Genomic DNA, 16,282 nt, shown 5'->3' with positions numbered 1-16,282 from the left:
ACGGAAGGCCTACCGCTTCTCGTGGACCCGCACGACCCGCAGCGCGGGTGAGCGTGCGATGTCCTTCTCGCAGAACCGCGACGTCACCCAGCGCTCGCCCGAGTACAGCCGGGTCTGGTCGCTGAAGTGCGGCGACGCGGGGTTCGACGACTGGGAGTACGTGAGCAGGGTCCGGGCCACCGGGCACGGACCGCCGTCCCAGCCGACCACCTGGATGTAGCTGGAACCGGCCGACACCTCGGTGTAGCCGCCTCCCGCGGCGCTCCACACGGGCTCGGTCTTGTTCCAGACGCCGAGTGACTCCGTGCCGCCGCCCACCGGGATGCGCTTCCCGTTGCGTACGACGGACTGATGACTGCCCAGGGGCGCGTCCAGCGCGATCCCCGCCGCCCGCAGCTCGGCCACCGCGTCGGCCAGCGCCGCGGTGACACCGGGCGCCGCGGTGTTCAGGGTGTTCGGGGTCCGGACCGGATCGGCGGCGGAGAACGGCACCTTCCACAGCTTGTCGGCGGGGACAGTCCCGGTGGCCCTGCGCCAGATGCGGTCGAAGAGCAGGGCTCCGGCGCTGCCGGTGTCCATGGTCCGGTCCCAGCGCCTCAGCACGCCGCACGCCGCCGACACGTCGACCGGTGAACCGTCGGTGCCGGACGCGGTGCCGCCGGGCAGCGCCGAGCAGGCACGCGCCAGGTCACCGGCTGCCAGGTCACCGGCGGGCGCCCGGTTCGCGAACTGCTGGCGCTGCAGGTCACCGACGGTCAGGCGCCCCGTCTCCGCCATCGCGGACACGTCCTCGATCGCACCGCGGGTACGCATGGACCGTGGTGTGCCGATGGTGCCGAAGACACGCTCGTAGCCGGTCAGCGGTGTGTCCGCATGGGTCAGCCAGGCACTGTCGTTGGAGTTCTCCACGTACGGGGCGTCCTTCAGCACGGGCATCCTGCCCGGCCCGAAGATGCCCGCCTGGAGGGCGTCGGGGTCGGATCCGAGCGCGCACCCGCTCCTGGATCCGTCGAGGACCGCAAGTCCCGACGAGGGGTACGTGACCCTGCCCAGCGGGGTGGAGCAGCGCTGGGCGAGGTCGTCGGTGATCCTCGGCAGTACCTGGGACTGGGAGAAGAAGGAGTGCCCCCGCGAATCGGCGGCGACCGTGTTCACCCACGGCAGGCCCTGGGTGCGGCGCAGCGCAGCCTCGATGTCCGCCGTACTGCGCGCCCTGCTGAAACCGAGCGAGGTGTCCGAGTCGCGCAGGTTCGAGGCGTTGGGATCGTTCAGCGCGTACGCGGTCGTCGCCGTCCAGGGCAACGGCAGCCCCGCCCCCAGCGAGGTGACCACGGGGCCGTAGCGGGTCCACCACTGGCTGCGGGTCACCGGGGCGGCACCCTTCACGGGCACCGTGACCGTCCGCTTGGTCATCCGTACGCTCCGGCCGTCCACCAGATAGGCCGTCGGATCGGCCGGATCGAGCGTCAGCTGATGCAGATTGAGCGTGACGCCCGTGGCGACGGTATGGCTCCAGGCGATGTTCCTGTTGTGCCCGATCGACATCGTCGTCGAGCCGAGCAGGGAACCGCCCGCCACATCCAGCTCGCCGGGAATGGTCTGCTGGGACTGCCAGAACCGGCGCCCGCCCTGCCACGGATAGTGCGGGTTGCCGATCAGCAGCCCCCGCCCGCCGGCCGTCGTGGACCCGTTGAAGGCGACGGCGTTGGACCCCATGTCGGCGTTCTGCGTGGACAGCAGCCGCTGCGCGGCGCCGGCTGCCTCCTCGGGAGACACACCCGGGACAGCCGGGACCGAGGACGGGGGCTGAGCGGCCGTGATGCCTTCGATGCCACGGCCCTGACCGCCGAGCACGGAGATCGCGAAGCCCCGGACGGCCACGTCCAGCGCGGTGACGGGCCGCACCCAGGAGGCTCCCCGGCAGGCCGGATCCGTGATCCGGTTCTGCTTGATCCACGCGTTGTACCCGGCGGCCCAGCCGCGCATGGTCTCCTTGACGTCATGACTCGGACCGGCCGGCGCCGGGACCTTCAGCAGTTTCTCGACGGTGCCGCTCGCGCGTACCCCGCGGAAGTAGAGATCGCTGGAGAGGTTCTTCGTCGCCGAGGACAACGAGCCGTCCGGGGCGGCGTCCTGACCGAAGTACGCCGACCGCTCACCGCGCACGGTGACGAATCCGTCGGCGAGGACGCACACCTGGTCGGCGGCCTGCGCCCAGCCGTTGCCGAAGCCCAGAGCCGCGTAGTCCTTGGCCACGATGTGCGGGATGCCGTACTCGGTGTACCGGATGACGGCGGACAGTCCGCCGCCCGAAGGACGGTGCTCGGGCGAGGTGCGGGCCGCGGCCGGAGGCAGCGACGCGGCCGCGGTGAACAGAGCGAGTCCGGAGACCGCGAGGAGTCTCAGACGGTTACGGAGGGGCAAGGGTCCTCCCAACTGTGCGGGTGGGAAAAGCGGTTGCCCAGGAGTCCCGGACAACCACGCGCCACTCAGTCAGCCCACCCGTGCACCTGTCAACCGGCTGGTCGGTATCCGGGCCCTTGACCCCCGGCGGCGGGCCGCCCAGGATCACGCCATGACAGGTGTACGCAGCAGCACAGTCGACGGAGTCGTGGCGCGCAGCGCCCGGCGGACCCCCGAGCACATCGCCGTCCGCTACGCCGGGCGGTCCTGGACCTATGCGGCCCTCGACGCGTCCGTCAGCACGGCCGCCGCCGTGCTGACCGGCGCACACGGACTGCGTCCCGGTGACCGGGTCGCCTCCTTCGCCCACAACTCCGACGTCTATCTGATCGCCTATCTGGCCTGCGCCCGGGCAGGGCTGGTCCATGTGCCGGTCAATCAGAACCTCACCGGTGACGACCTGGCGTACATCCTCGAACAGTCCGGCAGCGCCCTCGTCCTCACCGACCCCGACCTGGCCCCGCGCATCCCCGACGGACATGCCGTACGCGCACTGCGCGACGCTCCGGACTCGCTCCTCGGCGAACTGGACACCCCGCGTCCCTTCACTCCCGACCGCGCGCCCGGCGCCGACGACCTGGTCCAGCTGTTGTACACCTCGGGCACCACGGACCGGCCCAAGGGCGCGATGATGACGCACGGCGCCCTGGTCCACGAGTACGTCAGCGCCGTCACCGCGCTCGACCTGCGCGCCACCGACCGGCCCGTGCACTCGCTGCCGCTCTACCACTCCGCGCAGATGCACGTGTTCCTGCTGCCGTACCTCGCCGTGGGTGCCGAGAACACCATTCTCGACGCCCCGGACGCCGGCCGGATCTTCGACCTGGTCGAGGCGGGGCAGGCGGACAGCCTCTTCGCCCCGCCCACCGTCTGGATCGGCCTCGCCAACCACCCGGACTTCGCCGCGCGTGAGCTCGGCGCCCTGCGCAAGGCGTACTACGGCGCCTCGATCATGCCGGTGCCCGTACTGGAACGGCTCCGCGATCGGCTGCCCGGGCTGGCCTTCTACAACTGCTTCGGGCAGAGCGAGATCGGCCCGCTCGCCACCGTGCTCGGCCCCGACGAGCACGAGGGCCGGATGGAGTCGTGCGGGCGGCCCGTGCTCTTCGTCGAGGCGAAGGTGGTCGACGAGCACGGCAAGGAGGTACCTGACGGCACGGCAGGCGAAGTGGTGTACCGCTCCCCGCAGCTGTGCCAGGGCTACTGGGACAAGCCGGAGGAGACCGCGGAGGCGTTCCGTGACGGCTGGTTCCACTCCGGCGACCTCGCGGTCCGCGACGCACAGGGCTACTTCACCGTCGTCGACAGGGTGAAGGACGTCATCAACTCCGGAGGTGTGCTCATCGCCTCACGCCAGGTGGAGGATGCCCTCTACACCCACCCGGCAGTGGCCGAGACGGCCGTCGTGGGGCTGCCCGACGAGCGCTGGATCGAGGCCGTCACCGCGATCGTCGTACTGCGTGGCGAGGCCACCGAGCCCGAACTGATCGCGTACGCCCGCGAGAAGCTCCCCCACTTCAAGGCCCCGAAGAGGGTCCTCTTCGTGGACGGGCTGCCGCGCAACGCCAGCGGAAAGATCCTCAAGAGGGAGCTGAGGGACCGGTATTCCGGCAGCCGGACCCTGAGGCCGGGGGAGTAGGCCGCAGGCTCCCTCCGCCTCCGGGACGGTCGGATCACCCGCCGCGCTTAGCCCGTTCGCCGTCCGACCGTCGGTTCCTCCCCCGTCCCTGCCTCCGCTCCGGTGACCTGCGTAAACGATCACGCAGGGGCGGCCTCCTGCGCCTGGGCGGGTGACGCGCACGGCGACATGTCCTGTTGCGGATGTGACGGACTGTCGGTTGCCTCAGGAACGGAGCACAGCAGAGGTACCGCGCAGACAGGCCGGACCCTGCTCCCGTAGGAGGATCCTCATGCGCAACACACGCGTCGGTGCGGGTATCTGTCTGATCGTCGGTGCCCTCGGGCTCTCGGCCCCGGCCGCGGTCGCCGCCGCCGGACCCGCCGCCGAGCCCAGCATCCGTATCAGCCCCGGCAAGGCCACGCCCGGTTCCCAGGTCACGGTCAGTACCAGGGCATGCGGGAAAGAGACCTATGGCAAGGGCACGTCGGAGGTCGGAGGGGCGTTCCACCTCTTCGCGGGTGAGCGCAAGGGCACGCTCGTCGGCGTGTTCGAGATCCCGGCGGGGACCGTCGCCCGCACCGACACCGTGATCGTGAAGTGCCCGCCGAGGATCATGATCACTGACACGTACAAGATCGCCGACCGCGTCCAGAGCGGCGGTGGCGCACCGAACGACGGTGGTGCCCCGAACGGCGGGGGTACTCCGAGCGGCGGCGTCGACGCCGGCTTCGGGGCTCCCACGGACAAGGGCACGCAGCTCGCCGCGGGCAGCGTGCTGCTGGCCGGTGCCCTCGCCGGAGGTGTGGTCAGGATGCGCCGTCGGGTGAGCACCGTCGGAGCCTGACCGCGTTCCTGTTCCGACCGCGGCCCGTGTCGTGTCCCGATCGCGGCCGTGTCCTGTCCGCGGGCCCCGGATGCCGTACCGGCCCGGGAGCCCGCGGGCTTCCACCCCCTCCAGTAATTCACCCGCTGCGAAGCAGAGGCACACGAGATGGAAACCGGGCGCAGGTCCAGCACGTCACCGCAGTCGTTCCCCGCGGTCAAGCATCTTGTCTGGGCCCTGGTCGCGGGCACCGCGCTCGTGATCAGCGGAATGCGTGACGACACACCACCGCAGCCGCCGGCCACGCAGGCCATCGCGGCTCCCGCACCTCCCGCGCCCGTCCGCAGCGCTCCGGCGCCGGCCGCCGCCCCTCCCGCGCGACCGGCGGTCTCCCAGGCCTACACGGCCCCGGTGGGCGCCACCCGTGCGGTACCCGCCTATGTGAGCCCCGCCCTCGTGCCGCTGGAGCTCGCACCCCGGCCACCCGTACGTCCGGCCCCCCTGCGTCCCCTGCCGGCCACGCCGGCCCCGGTGCCCCCGGCCCCCGTGACTCCCGCCCCGGCGGCCCCGTCCCCCGGCCGCACCGCCCCGGCTGCGCGGCCCGCCGTCGACCCGCTCCCGCCGTCGGACCCGGTCCGGCTGCGTATCCCCGCAGTCGGCGTGGACGCCCCGGTCGCCCGGCTGGCCCTCGACGCGGCGGGGGCGCTGCAGCCTCCGCCCGACGACAACCCGGTCCTCGCCGGCTGGTACGCCGACGGCACCGCTCCCGGCGCCGTCGGCACCGCCATCACCGCCGGGCACGTGGACACCCGTGTCGGACCCGGCGTCTTCCACCGGCTGGGATCCGTCCGCAAGGGCGCCACGATCGAGGTCGTCCGGGCGGACCTGCGCACCGCCGTGTTCACGGTCTACGCCGTCGAGTCCTACGACAAGAAGAACTTCCCGGACAAGAAGGTCTACGGTCCGTCGGCCCGCCCCGAGATCCGGGTGATCACCTGTGGCGGGGGCTATACCAAGAAGTCGGGGTACCGGAGCAATGTTGTCGTCTTCGCCGCTCTGACGGCGACCCGCTGACCGGCCGGGTCCGCACCGGGCCGTGCCTCAGGTGGCGTCCCTGAGGTCGATGATCCGTTTGATCTTCCCGACCGACCGCTCCAGCACCTCCGGATCGACGATCTCGACCCCGACCGTCACCCCGACCCCGTCCTTCACGGCCGCCGCGATCGACCGGGCGGCGGCGGCACGTTCGTCCGTCGTGGCCCCGGCCCGCGCCTCCGCGCGTACCGTCAGCGCGTCCAGGCGGCCCTCGCGGGTCAGCCTCAGCTGGAAGTGCGGCGCCACCCCCGGCGTCCGCAGCACGATCTCCTCGATCTGCGTCGGAAAGAGGTTCACGCCGCGCAGGATCACCATGTCGTCGCTGCGCCCGGTGACCTTCTCCATCCGCCGGAAGACCCGCGCCGTACCGGGCAGCAGCCGCGTCAGATCACGGGTCCGGTAGCGGATCACCGGCATGGCCTCCTTGGTGAGCGAGGTGAAGACCAGCTCGCCCTCCTCGCCGTCCGGCAGCACCTCGCCGGTGAACGGATCGACGACCTCCGGGTAGAAGTGGTCCTCCCAGATGTGCAGCCCGTCCTTCGTCTCCACGCACTCCTGCGCGACACCCGGGCCCATCACCTCGGACAGCCCGTATATGTCGACCGCGTCGATGGCGAAGCGCTCCTCGATCTCCCGGCGCATCTGCTCGGTCCACGGCTCGGCGCCGAAGATGCCGACCTTCAGCGACGTCGAACGGGGATCGACCCCCTGGCGCTCGAACTCGTCCAGCAGGGTCAGCATGTACGAGGGCGTGATCATGATGATCTCGGGACGGAAGTCCTGGATCAGCTGAACCTGGCGGGCCGTCATGCCGCCGGACGCGGGAATGACGGTGCAGCCGAGGCGTTCCGCCCCGTAGTGCGCCCCGAGTCCGCCGGTGAACAGCCCGTACCCGTAGGCCACATGGACCTTGTGGCCCGGACGCCCGCCCGCGGCCCTGATCGACCGGGCGACGACGTCCGCCCAGGTGTCCAGATCGCGCTCGGTGTACCCGACCACGGTCGGCCGGCCGGTCGTCCCGCTGGACGCGTGGATGCGCCGTACCCGCTCCTCGGGGACGGCGAACATCCCGAAGGGGTAGTTGTCCCGCAGGTCGGCTTTCACGGTGAACGGGAAGCGGGCGAGGTCGGCGAGCGTGCGGCAGTCCTCGGGCCGCAGGCCCGCCTTGTCGAAGGCCTCCCGGTAGAAGCCGACGTTGTCGTACGCGTGCCGCAGCGTGGTCCGCAGCCGTTCCAGCTGCAGGGCCTCCAGCTCGTCGCGGCCGAGCCGCTCGGCAGCGTCCAGCAGAGCCGTCATGCGGATGATCCTCTCGCCGAAGCAGACGACCGATCGTTCGGTCGATGTCCCTGGGAGTAGTAATTCAGGATGCCGACGCCATGGCAAGGGGCTGGACGCCCATCAAGGGGTGCCGGGCAGGCAGCCCCGTTGCTCCTTCCCGGCCGCGTGCCCGCCTGATCGCTGTGGGCGTATGCGCCCGCAGCCGCCCGCCTGCCCTGTTTGGATGGCAGGCATGCCGACTTTCCGCACGTACGACGGGACCGAACTGGCCTACCACCTCGCGGGTGACGGCCCCCTGCTGATCTGCCTGCCCGGCGGCCCGATGCGGGCCGCCCGCTACCTGGGGGACCTCGGCGGGCTCTCCCGCGTGCGCCGGCTGGTCCTCCTCGATCTGCGCGGCACCGGCGACTCCGCAGTCCCGGAGGACACCTCGACGTACCGCTGCGACCGGATCGTCGAAGACGTCGAGGCCCTTCGTGAGCACCTCGGCCTCGAACGGATCGATCTGCTGGCCCACTCCGCGTCCGGGAGCCTGGCGGCCCTCTACGCCGCGAAGTACCCGCAGCGGCTGCGCACCCTCACCCTCGTCACCCCCGGCACACGCGCCACCGGTATCCCCGTCACCGACGAGGACTGGCGCCAGGCCTCGGAACTGCGCAGCCAGGAGCCCTGGTACGCCGAGGCCAGGGCCGCGCTGGAGGAGGTCTGGGCCGGGCGCGCCACGGCCGACGTCTGGGCCGCCACCCTGCCGTTCACCTACGGGCGCTGGGACGCCCGGGCCCGGGCACACGCCGGCGAAGCCGCCGCCCAGACCAACGCCGAGGCGCGCTCGCTCCACTACCCGCAGGACGGCTTGGAGACCGCCGCAGTCGTCGAGGCCCTGCGGAAGCTGGAAGCACCGGTACTCGTCGTGGCAGGGGAGTACGACGGCGGCCCCAGCCCCGACCGCGCGGCCGAGCTCGCCGCGCTCTTCCCGCACGGCGAGCTCGTCGTCCAGCGGGGCGCCGGACACTACCCGTGGATGGACGACCCAGGCGCCTTCGTCCGCACCGTCACCGCCTTCCTCGACCCCGGCGTCAGCAGCGTGCAGGCAGGCGGAAACCGGCTCGCCTACCGAAGTTGGGGTGACCCCGCGTCCCCGCCCGTCGTGCTCGCCCACGGACGGGGCGGCAACAGCCTGGACTGGACGGGAATCGCCGAACGACTCGCCGTACGGCACCGGGTGTACGCACTCGACTTCCGGGGCCATGGACTCAGCGACTGGCCCGGCCGCTACTCCTTCGAGTTCTTCCGCGACGATCTGCACGCGTTCCTGGAGGTCCGAAATCTGGCCGGCGCCGTCGTGGTCGGGCACTCGATGGGAGGCGCGGCGGCCCTGATGCTCGCAGAGCAGTACCCGGGGCTGATCGGCGGACTCGTCATCGAGGACGCCCCGCCGCTGCTCCCGCTCGACCCGCCCCGCGCACCGGCCGAGCGGCCCGCCGGAGAGCTCGGCTTCGACTGGCCGGTGGTGGGATCCATCGACGCCCAGCTGAACGCCCCCGATCCGGCGGTACGGGAGCGCCTGGGCGAGATCACCGCGCCCACGCTCGTGGTCGGCGGATCCCACAGCCACATCGACCAGGAGCAACTGGCGTGGATGGCCCGCCGGATACCCGGCGGGCAGTACGTCCGCGTCGACGCCGGCCACCTCGTGCACCACGACGACCCGGACGCCTTCCTCACCGCCCTGAGGTCGTTCGGCGTCGGGTGAGGAGCGGCGGGTGAGGTCGTCGTCGACGAGGTGCGCCGGGCGACAGGTCAGTCGCGGTGGAGCAGCGTCGTCAGCGCCTCGTACAGCGTCGCCTCGGCGTCGGCCACGCCGTCCTCGGACCGCCAGGCCACGAAGCCGTCGGGGCGCACGAGCACGGCACCTTCGGGGCTCGTGCCGTGGGCAGCGCTCCAGTCCGCCTCGTTCGCGGGCTCCAGATCGGCACCCGCGCCCGAACCGATCGTGAAGGCCTCCAGACGGACCTTCAGACGCTCCGCCGCCCGAAGCGCCGCGGCGCGCCATTCCGGGTGGCCGGCGTCGCACAGGAGCACGAACGACTGCTCGTACAGGTCCAGCGTCGACAGGCGCACCCCGCCCCTTTCGACCCACATGTGCGGTGCGCGGGTGCCGGGTTCGCCCGCCAGGCCCATTCCCTCGGGTACCACCGGCAGGCTGGGGTCCGTGCCCAGCACCGCGCCCCGGAGATAGCGGTATCCGAGCGCGACCGTGAGCATGCCGCCCTTGCGCCCACCGGTCGGACCGGGTGACCCGGCGTAACCCGGGTGGCTGTGCTCCCCCGAACGGGCGGACGCGCGGGCGCTCGTGGCCTTCGCCACCGGCAGGCGCTCCGCCTCGTACGTCCCGAGGAGTCCGGGCCCCGCCTCGCCGGCGATCACGGCAGCCAGCTTCCACGCCAGGTTGTGCGCGTCCTGAATGCCGGTGTTCGAGCCGAACGCCCCGGTGGGGGACATCTCGTGGGCCGAGTCACCGGCCAGGAAGACCCTGCCCGACCCGTAACGCTCCGCGACCCGCTCCGCGGCGTGCCACGGTGCCTTGCCCGTGATCTCGACGTCGAGACCGGGCGCTCCGACCGCCCTGCGGATGTGCTCCGCGCACCGCTCGTCGCTGAAGTCCTCCAGCGTCTCGCCCCGGTCCGGCTGCCACGGCGCGTGGAAGACCCACTGCTCCTCGTTGTCCACCGGGAGCAGCGCTCCGTCCGCCTCCGGGTTGGTCAGGTAGCAGACGATGAAGCGCCGGTCGCCCACGACCGAGGCGAGCTGCCGGGACCGGAAGGTGATGCTCACGTTGTGGAACAGATCGCCGGGCCCCGACTGGCCGATGCGCAGCTGTTCCCGGATCGGGCTGCGCGGTCCGTCTGCGGCGACGAGGTAGTCCGCCCGCACCGTGGTGTGCTCCCCGGTCTCCCGGTCCTTCACCACGGCGGTCACACCGTCCGCGTCCTGCTCGAAGGTGAGGAGCTCGCTGGAGAACCGCAGCTCGCTTCCCTGGTCACGGGCGTGGGTGACGAGCACGGGCTCCAGATCGTTCTGGCTGCACAGGCACCAGCCGCTCGGGCTGAACCGGGCGAGACCGCCACCCGGGTCGATCTCCTTGAACAGCCACTCCTGGTCGTCGCCGGTGAGCGACCCCGCCTGGAGGATGCCGTGGTTGTCCTCGAGCACCGAAGCGGCGTCCCGGATCAGCTGCTCGGCACCGGCGGTGCGGAACAGCTCCATGGTGCGGACGTTGTTGCCGCGCCCTCGGGGGTGGGTCGAGGTGTTCGCGTGCTTCTCGACGAGCAGGTGGCGGACGCCGAGCCGGCTCAGGAAGAGGGAGGCGGACAGGCCCACCAGGGAGCCGCCCACGATGAGGACTGGTACGCGGAGGTCGGTCTTCTCGTTCATCAGTTGCTCCAGCTCGGACGCAGGACGGATGCAGTGTCCATGCCCTCGTGCGGAGGCTTCGGTCACCGCCTCACCTGAACGGTTCATAAATCTCGCGCCGCCCGTACCAGCGTTCCACGATCAGTCGCGGGAGCGAACTCGCGATGCGGGGGCGACACACGCATCAGCGGACAGGGACCTGCTCCGCTTCCACCGAAACCGACGGATGACGAGGGACCACGGGACGTGGCCGCCGATCCGTCTCGAAGGAGAGCGAAAGATGACAACCCTCTCGGAACGCATATCGCAGTCCGCCTTCGACGGTTCGAGGCTCCGGGTCATACTGCTGCTGGATCTGCACGACGGCGCCCAGAACCAGTTCCTCGAGGCGTACGAGCACATGCGGAACCAGGTGGCCTCGATCCCCGGGCACATCAGCGACCAGCTGTGCCAGTCCATCGAGAACCCCTCGCAGTGGCTCATCACCAGCGAGTGGGAGAGCGCCCCGCCCTTCCTCGCCTGGGTGAACAGCGAGGAGCACGTCGCGACGGTGCAGCCGCTGCACAGCTGCGTGCGCGACACCCGCTCCCTCCGCTTCAGCGTGCTGCGCGAGACCGGTGTCGCCTTCGAGCAGCGGACCCCGGAGCCGGCCAAGGGCCGCCTCCAGGCCGCCCCGCGACTGGGCGACGGAGTGGTACGCCACGCGCTCACCTTCACGGTGAAGCCGGGCACGGAGGAGATGGTCGCGAAGATCCTCTCCGACTACGACTCCCCGCAGGCACGCGTCGACGAGAACACCCGGCTGTGCCGTACCTCGCTCTTCATGCACGGCAACCGTGTCGTGCGGGCGGTCGAGGTCGAGGGCGACCTGATGGCGGCGCTGCGCCACGTCTCGCGTCAGCCCGAGGTCAGGGCCGTCGAGGAGGCCATCAACCCGTACCTGGAGCAGGACCGCGACCTCAGCGACCCCGACTCCGCCCGGATGTTCTTCACCCGGGCCGCACTCCCGACCGTCCACCACGTGAAGGCCGGCCGTCACGCAGCCGCGGACGTCCAGCGGCACGCGCTGTTCTACCAGGCGAAGGAAGGCTGCGGCATGGCCCTGGCCCGGCTGCTCGCAGGCCAGGACGAGGAGGCCGCGGACGACGTCGCCAGCCCCATCGAGAGCAGCACCATCTTCCAGCGCGACGACATCGTGGTGCGGCTCCTCGAAGTGAGCGGCCCGTTCGACGCCCAGCCCACCCAGGCGCTGGGCATCGGCGGCAACCGCAAGGCGGCCATGCTCGGCCGGCTGCTCGACGGCGGTGCCAACGGCATGCCGACGACCGACCAGGAGGCCGCGCGCTTCCTCGCCCAGGCAGAGATGAGCCTGATCACCGACCGTCGGGCCACCGAGTCCTGAACGGTTTCACCGGCATCACCGGGGACCGCCCCGGGTTGCCGTCACACCGCACAACGCGCCTGGAGGAGAGCAGTCATGACCACGCACCGGCCTCGCATCGTGGACCTCAGCGAGACTCAGCCCAACCGCAGGCGCGGAGGCGACCTGCGCGCCCTGCTCACACCGACCGCCGTGGGCGCCACCAGCGGCTTCATGGGGCTGGCCATCGTCAACCCGGGTGAGCGCATCGGCGAGCACTACCACCCGTACTCCGAGGAATTCGTGTACGTCGTGCAAGGACTCCTCGAAGTGGACCTGGACGGCGAGCCGCACGCGATGCGGCCCGACCAGGGGCTGCTGATCCCCCCGCACGTCCGCCACCGCTTCCGCAACGTGGGCGACGTGGAAGCGCGCATGGTCTTCCACCTCGGTCCGCTCGCCCCGCGCCCCGAACTCGGGCACGTGGACACCGAACACACGGACGTCGCCGAGCGCGGAGCCCCGCCAGAACGAACGGAGGCTGCGTCATGACCCGTCGTGTGGCCGTCACCGGAGTGGGCGTCGTCGCACCCGGCGGCATCGGAGTCCCGGCGTTCTGGGACCTCCTCTCCAGCGGACGTACAGCGACCCGCGGCATCACCCTGTTCGACCCGGCGGCCTTCCGTTCGCGCATCGCCGCCGAGTGCGACTTCGATCCTGCGGCCCACGGCCTCGACGAGGACCTGGTCGCACGATCGGACCGTTACGTCCAGTTCGCCCTGGTGGCCGCCCGGGAGGCGCTGAACGACGCCGGACTCGACCCCGAGAAGGAGGACCCCTGGCGCATCGGGGTGTCCCTCGGCACCGCGGTCGGGGGCACCACCCGCCTCGAGCACGACTACGTCGCCGTCAGCGGGAGCGGCAAGCGCTGGGACGTCGACCACCGGCCGGCGGGCGCCCACCTCGAGCGGGCGTTCTCGCCCAGCACCCTCGCCTCGGCCGTGGCCGAGGAGGTCGGCGCCCACGGGCCCGTACAGACCGTCTCCACGGGCTGCACCTCGGGCCTCGACGCGATCGGGTACGCCTTCCACTCCATCGAGGAAGGCCGGGTCGACGTCTGCATCGCCGGCGCCTCGGACACACCGATCACCCCCATCACGGTGGCGTGCTTCGACGCGATCAAGGCGACCTCGGCGAACAACGACGACCCGGAGCACGCTTCCCGGCCGTTCGACGCCCGCCGGGACGGCTTCGTCATGGGCGAGGGCGGCGCCGTCCTCGTACTCGAGGAGCTCGAACACGCCCGTGCCCGCGGGGCGACCGTCTACTGCGAGATATCGGGCTACGCCACCTTCGGCAACGCCTACCACATGACCGGGCTGACCGGCGAAGGCCTCGAGATGGCCGAGGCCATCAACACCGCCCTCGCGCACGGCCGGATCAACGCCTCGCAGGTCGACTACGTCAACGCGCACGGCTCGGGCACCAAGCAGAACGACCGGCACGAGACGGCAGCGGTGAAACGGGCCCTGGGCGCACACGCGTACAAGGTGCCGATGAGCTCGATCAAGTCCATGGTCGGCCACTCGCTCGGCGCCATCGGCGCCATCGAGATCGCCGCGTGCGTGCTGGCCATCGAGCACCAGACGGTGCCGCCGACGGCCAACTACGAGACCGCGGACCCCGAGTGCGACCTCGACTACGTGCCGCGCACCGCACGGCCCCTGAAGCTGCGCAGCGTGCTTTCGGTCGGCAGCGGGTTCGGCGGATTCCAGTCCGCCGTCGCTCTGACCCGAACAGGCGGGAGGACCCCATGAGTAACCGGACACACCGGCGATCCGTCATTACGGGGATCGGTGTCGTCGCCCCCAACGGGACCGGCGCCGGTGCCTTCTGGAAACAGACGCAGGAAGGCGTCAGCGTCCTCGACCTCGTCTCCCGCGAGGGCTGCGAGAACCTTCCGCTGCGCGTCGCGGGCGAAGTCAGGGACTTCGACCCGGTCGCGTTCATCGAGGAGCGCTACCTCGTCCAGACCGACCGCTTCACGCACTACGCGATGGCGGCCGCCGATCTGGCCCTCGACGACGCACGGCTCGGCCGCGCCGACTACGAGAGCGCCCCGTTCAGCGTGGGCGTGGTGACCGCCGCCGGGTCCGGCGGCGGCGAGTTCGGGCAGCGCGAACTGCAGCGGCTGTGGGGGCAGGGCTCCCGCTATGTCGGCCCGTACCAGTCCATCGCCTGGTTCTACGCCGCCAGCACCGGCCAGATATCGATCCGCGGCGGCTTCAAGGGACCGTGCGCCGTCGTGGCCAGCGACGAGGCCGGTGGCCTGGACGCGCTCATGCACGCCGCACGCTCCATCCGGCGCGGCACCGACGCCGTCGTCGTCGGCGCCGCCGAAGCGCCCCTCGCGCCGTACTCGGTCGTCTGCCAGCTCGGCTACGAGGACCTCAGCACCTGCGACGAACCCACCCGCGCCTACCGCCCGTTCACCTCGGACGCCTGCGGATTCGTACCGGCCGAGGGCGGCGCGATGCTGGTGGTCGAGGAGGAGAGGGCGGCCCTCGACCGCGGGGCCCGGATCCGTGCCGAACTGGCCGGCCACTCCGCCACCTTCACCGGAGCGTCCCGGTGGGAGCAGTCCCGCGAGGGACTCGCGCACGCCATCGAAGGGGCGCTGGAGGAGGCCGGCTGCGCGCCGGAGGAGATCGACGTCGTCTTCGCGGACGCGCTCGGTGTGCCCTCGGCCGACCGCGCCGAGGCGTTGGCCATCGCCGACGCGCTGGGCCCGCACGGACGGCGCGTACCGGTGACGGCGCCCAAGACCGGGATCGGCCGTGCCTACTGCGGAGCACCCGTGCTGGACACGTCCGCCGCGGTACTCGCGATGGAGCACGGTCTCATCCCGCCGACGCCCAACGTCTTCGAGGTGTGCCACGACCTCGACGTGGTCACCGGCCGCGCGCGCCCCGCGGAACTGCGGACGGCGCTGGTACTGAGCCGAGGGCTTATGGGCTCGAACGCGGCGCTCGTGCTGCGCCGCACCACCGACACCCCTCAGTGAGAAGGAGTCACGCATGACCACTCAACTGACCTACGAGGAACTGGCCGCGCTCATGAAGAACGGCGCAGGCCTCACGGTCGACCCGCTGGCGATGGAGAGCCGTCCCGGCTCGGCCTTCGACGAGTACGGCCTGGACTCACTCGGCCTGCTCGGCATCGTGGCCGTGCTCGAGAACCGGTTCGGCCGACCGCTGCCGGCCGACGCCGACCGCTGCAAGACCCCCGGCGAGTTCCTCGACCTCGTCAACAACACCCTCGTGACAGGAGCCTGAAGTGTCCGGACACACGGAGAACGAGATCACCATCGCTGCCCCCCTCGACCTCGTCTGGGACATGACGAACGACCTCGAGCACTGGCCGCAGCTGTTCAGCGAGTACGCGTCCGTCGAGGTGATCGAGCGGAAGGGCCAGACGACGAGGTTCCGGCTCACCATGCACCCGGACGACAACGGCAAGGTCTGGAGCTGGGTCTCGGAGCGCACCACCGACCGGCCGGGGCGCACCGTGAACGCCCGCCGTGTCGAGCCCGGACCGTTCCAGCACATGGACATCCGGTGGGAGTACTCGGAGGTCCCCGGCGGCACGCGGATGCACTGGCGCCAGGACTTCGCGATGCGTCCGGACGCACCGGTCGACGACGCGTGGATGACGGACAACATCAACCGCAACTCCCGCGTCCAGCTGGAACTCATCCGCGACAAGATCGAGCAGCGTGACCGGGAGCGCCGCTCCGCCTCGGTCCCGGCCAACTGAACGCCGTACCCGTCCACGGCCGGCCCGCGACACCGGGTCCGGCCGTCCGGGTACCAGAAAGGCAGCCCGATGCACCACGCCCTGATCGTCGCCCGGATGGCGCCCGAGTCCGCCCCGGACATCGCCGAGCTGTTCGCCGAATCCGACAACACCGAGCTTCCCCACCTCGTCGGCGTCAACAGGCGCACCCTGTTCCAGTTCGGCGACGTGTACCTGCACCTGATCGAATCCGACCGGCCCCCCGGCCCGGAGATCGCCAAGGTGACGCAGCACCCCGAGTTCAAGGCCATCAGCGACCGGCTCACCGCCTTCGTGAGCCCCTACGACCCGCAGACCTGGCGTGGTCCGAAGGACGCGATGGCCCAGCAGTTCTACCGGTGGCAGCGCGACGGCGCCTGACGCGACCGAGGAC

General features: G+C 71.2%; 14 protein-coding genes. 11 read left to right on the top strand and 3 right to left on the bottom strand.

Going from position 1 to position 16,282, the window contains the following annotated elements:
* Window positions 1–9: 9 nt before the first annotated feature.
* Window positions 10–2,424, bottom strand: coding sequence for a penicillin acylase family protein (locus ACFQ6X_RS33285; protein ID WP_383187203.1), 2,415 nt, complete (start codon window positions 2,422–2,424; stop codon window positions 10–12).
* A 151-nt stretch (window positions 2,425–2,575) separates the two neighbouring features.
* On the opposite strand from ACFQ6X_RS33285, the gene ACFQ6X_RS33280 reads away from it, so the two are divergent.
* The 3 genes from ACFQ6X_RS33280 to ACFQ6X_RS33270 all read left to right on the top strand — a co-directional run bounded on the left by ACFQ6X_RS33280 (window position 2,576) and on the right by ACFQ6X_RS33270 (window position 5,981).
* Window positions 2,576–4,102 carry an acyl-CoA synthetase gene (locus ACFQ6X_RS33280; protein WP_383187200.1) on the top strand — a complete coding sequence of 509 codons (1,527 nt, stop codon included), beginning with the start codon at window positions 2,576–2,578 and terminating at the stop codon, window positions 4,100–4,102.
* A gap of 271 nt (window positions 4,103–4,373) precedes the next feature.
* Entirely contained in the window at window positions 4,374–4,928 is a 555-nt protein-coding gene (locus tag ACFQ6X_RS33275) for a sortase (protein WP_383187198.1), read from the top strand.
* A gap of 147 nt (window positions 4,929–5,075) precedes the next feature.
* Entirely contained in the window at window positions 5,076–5,981 is a 906-nt protein-coding gene (locus tag ACFQ6X_RS33270) for a class F sortase (protein WP_383187195.1), read from the top strand.
* A 27-nt stretch (window positions 5,982–6,008) separates the two neighbouring features.
* Here ACFQ6X_RS33270 and paaK read toward each other — a convergent pair whose 3' ends face one another.
* Window positions 6,009–7,298 carry a phenylacetate--CoA ligase PaaK gene (gene paaK, locus ACFQ6X_RS33265; protein ID WP_383187193.1) on the bottom strand — a complete coding sequence of 430 codons (1,290 nt, stop codon included), beginning with the start codon at window positions 7,296–7,298 and terminating at the stop codon, window positions 6,009–6,011.
* Window positions 7,299–7,512: 214 nt separating this feature from the next.
* On the opposite strand from paaK, the gene ACFQ6X_RS33260 reads away from it, so the two are divergent.
* Window positions 7,513–9,033, top strand: coding sequence for an alpha/beta fold hydrolase (locus tag ACFQ6X_RS33260; RefSeq protein WP_383187190.1), 1,521 nt, complete (start codon window positions 7,513–7,515; stop codon window positions 9,031–9,033).
* Window positions 9,034–9,080: 47 nt separating this feature from the next.
* Here ACFQ6X_RS33260 and ACFQ6X_RS33255 read toward each other — a convergent pair whose 3' ends face one another.
* Window positions 9,081–10,715, bottom strand: coding sequence for an FAD-dependent oxidoreductase (locus ACFQ6X_RS33255; protein WP_383187189.1), 1,635 nt, complete (start codon window positions 10,713–10,715; stop codon window positions 9,081–9,083).
* Window positions 10,716–10,974: 259 nt separating this feature from the next.
* Between ACFQ6X_RS33255 and ACFQ6X_RS33250 the strand changes: the two genes are divergently transcribed.
* The 7 genes from ACFQ6X_RS33250 to ACFQ6X_RS33220 all read left to right on the top strand — a co-directional run bounded on the left by ACFQ6X_RS33250 (window position 10,975) and on the right by ACFQ6X_RS33220 (window position 16,269).
* A complete protein-coding gene (locus tag ACFQ6X_RS33250; protein WP_383187187.1) occupies window positions 10,975–12,096 on the top strand; it encodes a SchA/CurD-like domain-containing protein in 1,122 nt (373 codons plus the stop codon).
* Window positions 12,097–12,171: 75 nt separating this feature from the next.
* Window positions 12,172–12,606: a cupin domain-containing protein gene (locus ACFQ6X_RS33245; RefSeq protein ID WP_329214404.1), complete on the top strand. Its 435-nt coding sequence runs from the start codon at window positions 12,172–12,174 to the stop codon at window positions 12,604–12,606.
* Window positions 12,603–13,871 (top strand): beta-ketoacyl-[acyl-carrier-protein] synthase family protein, encoded by a 1,269-nt coding sequence (locus ACFQ6X_RS33240; protein WP_383187184.1) that lies wholly within the window; start codon window positions 12,603–12,605, stop codon window positions 13,869–13,871. Before ACFQ6X_RS33245 ends, ACFQ6X_RS33240 begins: the two co-directional genes overlap by 4 nt.
* The gene (locus tag ACFQ6X_RS33235) at window positions 13,868–15,118 is read left to right on the top strand and encodes a ketosynthase chain-length factor (RefSeq protein ID WP_383187181.1); all 1,251 of its coding nucleotides are present in this window, start codon (window positions 13,868–13,870) and stop codon (window positions 15,116–15,118) included. The genes ACFQ6X_RS33240 and ACFQ6X_RS33235 overlap by 4 nt, the downstream gene beginning before the upstream one ends.
* Before the next feature lie 13 nt (window positions 15,119–15,131).
* The gene (locus ACFQ6X_RS33230) at window positions 15,132–15,389 is read left to right on the top strand and encodes an acyl carrier protein (protein WP_329214410.1); all 258 of its coding nucleotides are present in this window, start codon (window positions 15,132–15,134) and stop codon (window positions 15,387–15,389) included.
* 1 nt (window position 15,390) lies between these two features.
* Complete coding sequence (locus ACFQ6X_RS33225; RefSeq protein WP_383187178.1) at window positions 15,391–15,870, top strand: SRPBCC family protein; 480 nt, start codon at window positions 15,391–15,393, stop codon at window positions 15,868–15,870.
* A gap of 69 nt (window positions 15,871–15,939) precedes the next feature.
* Window positions 15,940–16,269: a TcmI family type II polyketide cyclase gene (locus ACFQ6X_RS33220; protein ID WP_329214414.1), complete on the top strand. Its 330-nt coding sequence runs from the start codon at window positions 15,940–15,942 to the stop codon at window positions 16,267–16,269.
* Window positions 16,270–16,282: the final 13 nt, after the last annotated feature.

This window comes from Streptomyces sp. NPDC056452 (genome assembly GCF_042796085.1).
GTDB lineage: Bacteria > Actinomycetota > Actinomycetes > Streptomycetales > Streptomycetaceae > Streptomyces.
The sequence above is the reverse complement of the archived record's forward strand: the minus strand, read 5'-3'. Positions and strand labels throughout refer to the sequence as shown.

Coding starts and splice junctions, on each gene's coding strand:
- ACFQ6X_RS33280 (WP_383187200.1), top strand. CDS start 2,576: ATGACAGGTGTACGCAGCAGCACAGTCGACGGAGTCGTGGCGCGCAGC.
- ACFQ6X_RS33275 (WP_383187198.1), top strand. CDS start 4,374: ATGCGCAACACACGCGTCGGTGCGGGTATCTGTCTGATCGTCGGTGCC.
- ACFQ6X_RS33270 (WP_383187195.1), top strand. CDS start 5,076: ATGGAAACCGGGCGCAGGTCCAGCACGTCACCGCAGTCGTTCCCCGCG.
- paaK (WP_383187193.1), bottom strand. CDS start 7,298: ATGACGGCTCTGCTGGACGCTGCCGAGCGGCTCGGCCGCGACGAGCTG.
- ACFQ6X_RS33260 (WP_383187190.1), top strand. CDS start 7,513: ATGCCGACTTTCCGCACGTACGACGGGACCGAACTGGCCTACCACCTC.
- ACFQ6X_RS33255 (WP_383187189.1), bottom strand. CDS start 10,715: ATGAACGAGAAGACCGACCTCCGCGTACCAGTCCTCATCGTGGGCGGC.
- ACFQ6X_RS33250 (WP_383187187.1), top strand. CDS start 10,975: ATGACAACCCTCTCGGAACGCATATCGCAGTCCGCCTTCGACGGTTCG.
- ACFQ6X_RS33245 (WP_329214404.1), top strand. CDS start 12,172: ATGACCACGCACCGGCCTCGCATCGTGGACCTCAGCGAGACTCAGCCC.
- ACFQ6X_RS33240 (WP_383187184.1), top strand. CDS start 12,603: ATGACCCGTCGTGTGGCCGTCACCGGAGTGGGCGTCGTCGCACCCGGC.
- ACFQ6X_RS33235 (WP_383187181.1), top strand. CDS start 13,868: ATGAGTAACCGGACACACCGGCGATCCGTCATTACGGGGATCGGTGTC.
- ACFQ6X_RS33230 (WP_329214410.1), top strand. CDS start 15,132: ATGACCACTCAACTGACCTACGAGGAACTGGCCGCGCTCATGAAGAAC.
- ACFQ6X_RS33220 (WP_329214414.1), top strand. CDS start 15,940: ATGCACCACGCCCTGATCGTCGCCCGGATGGCGCCCGAGTCCGCCCCG.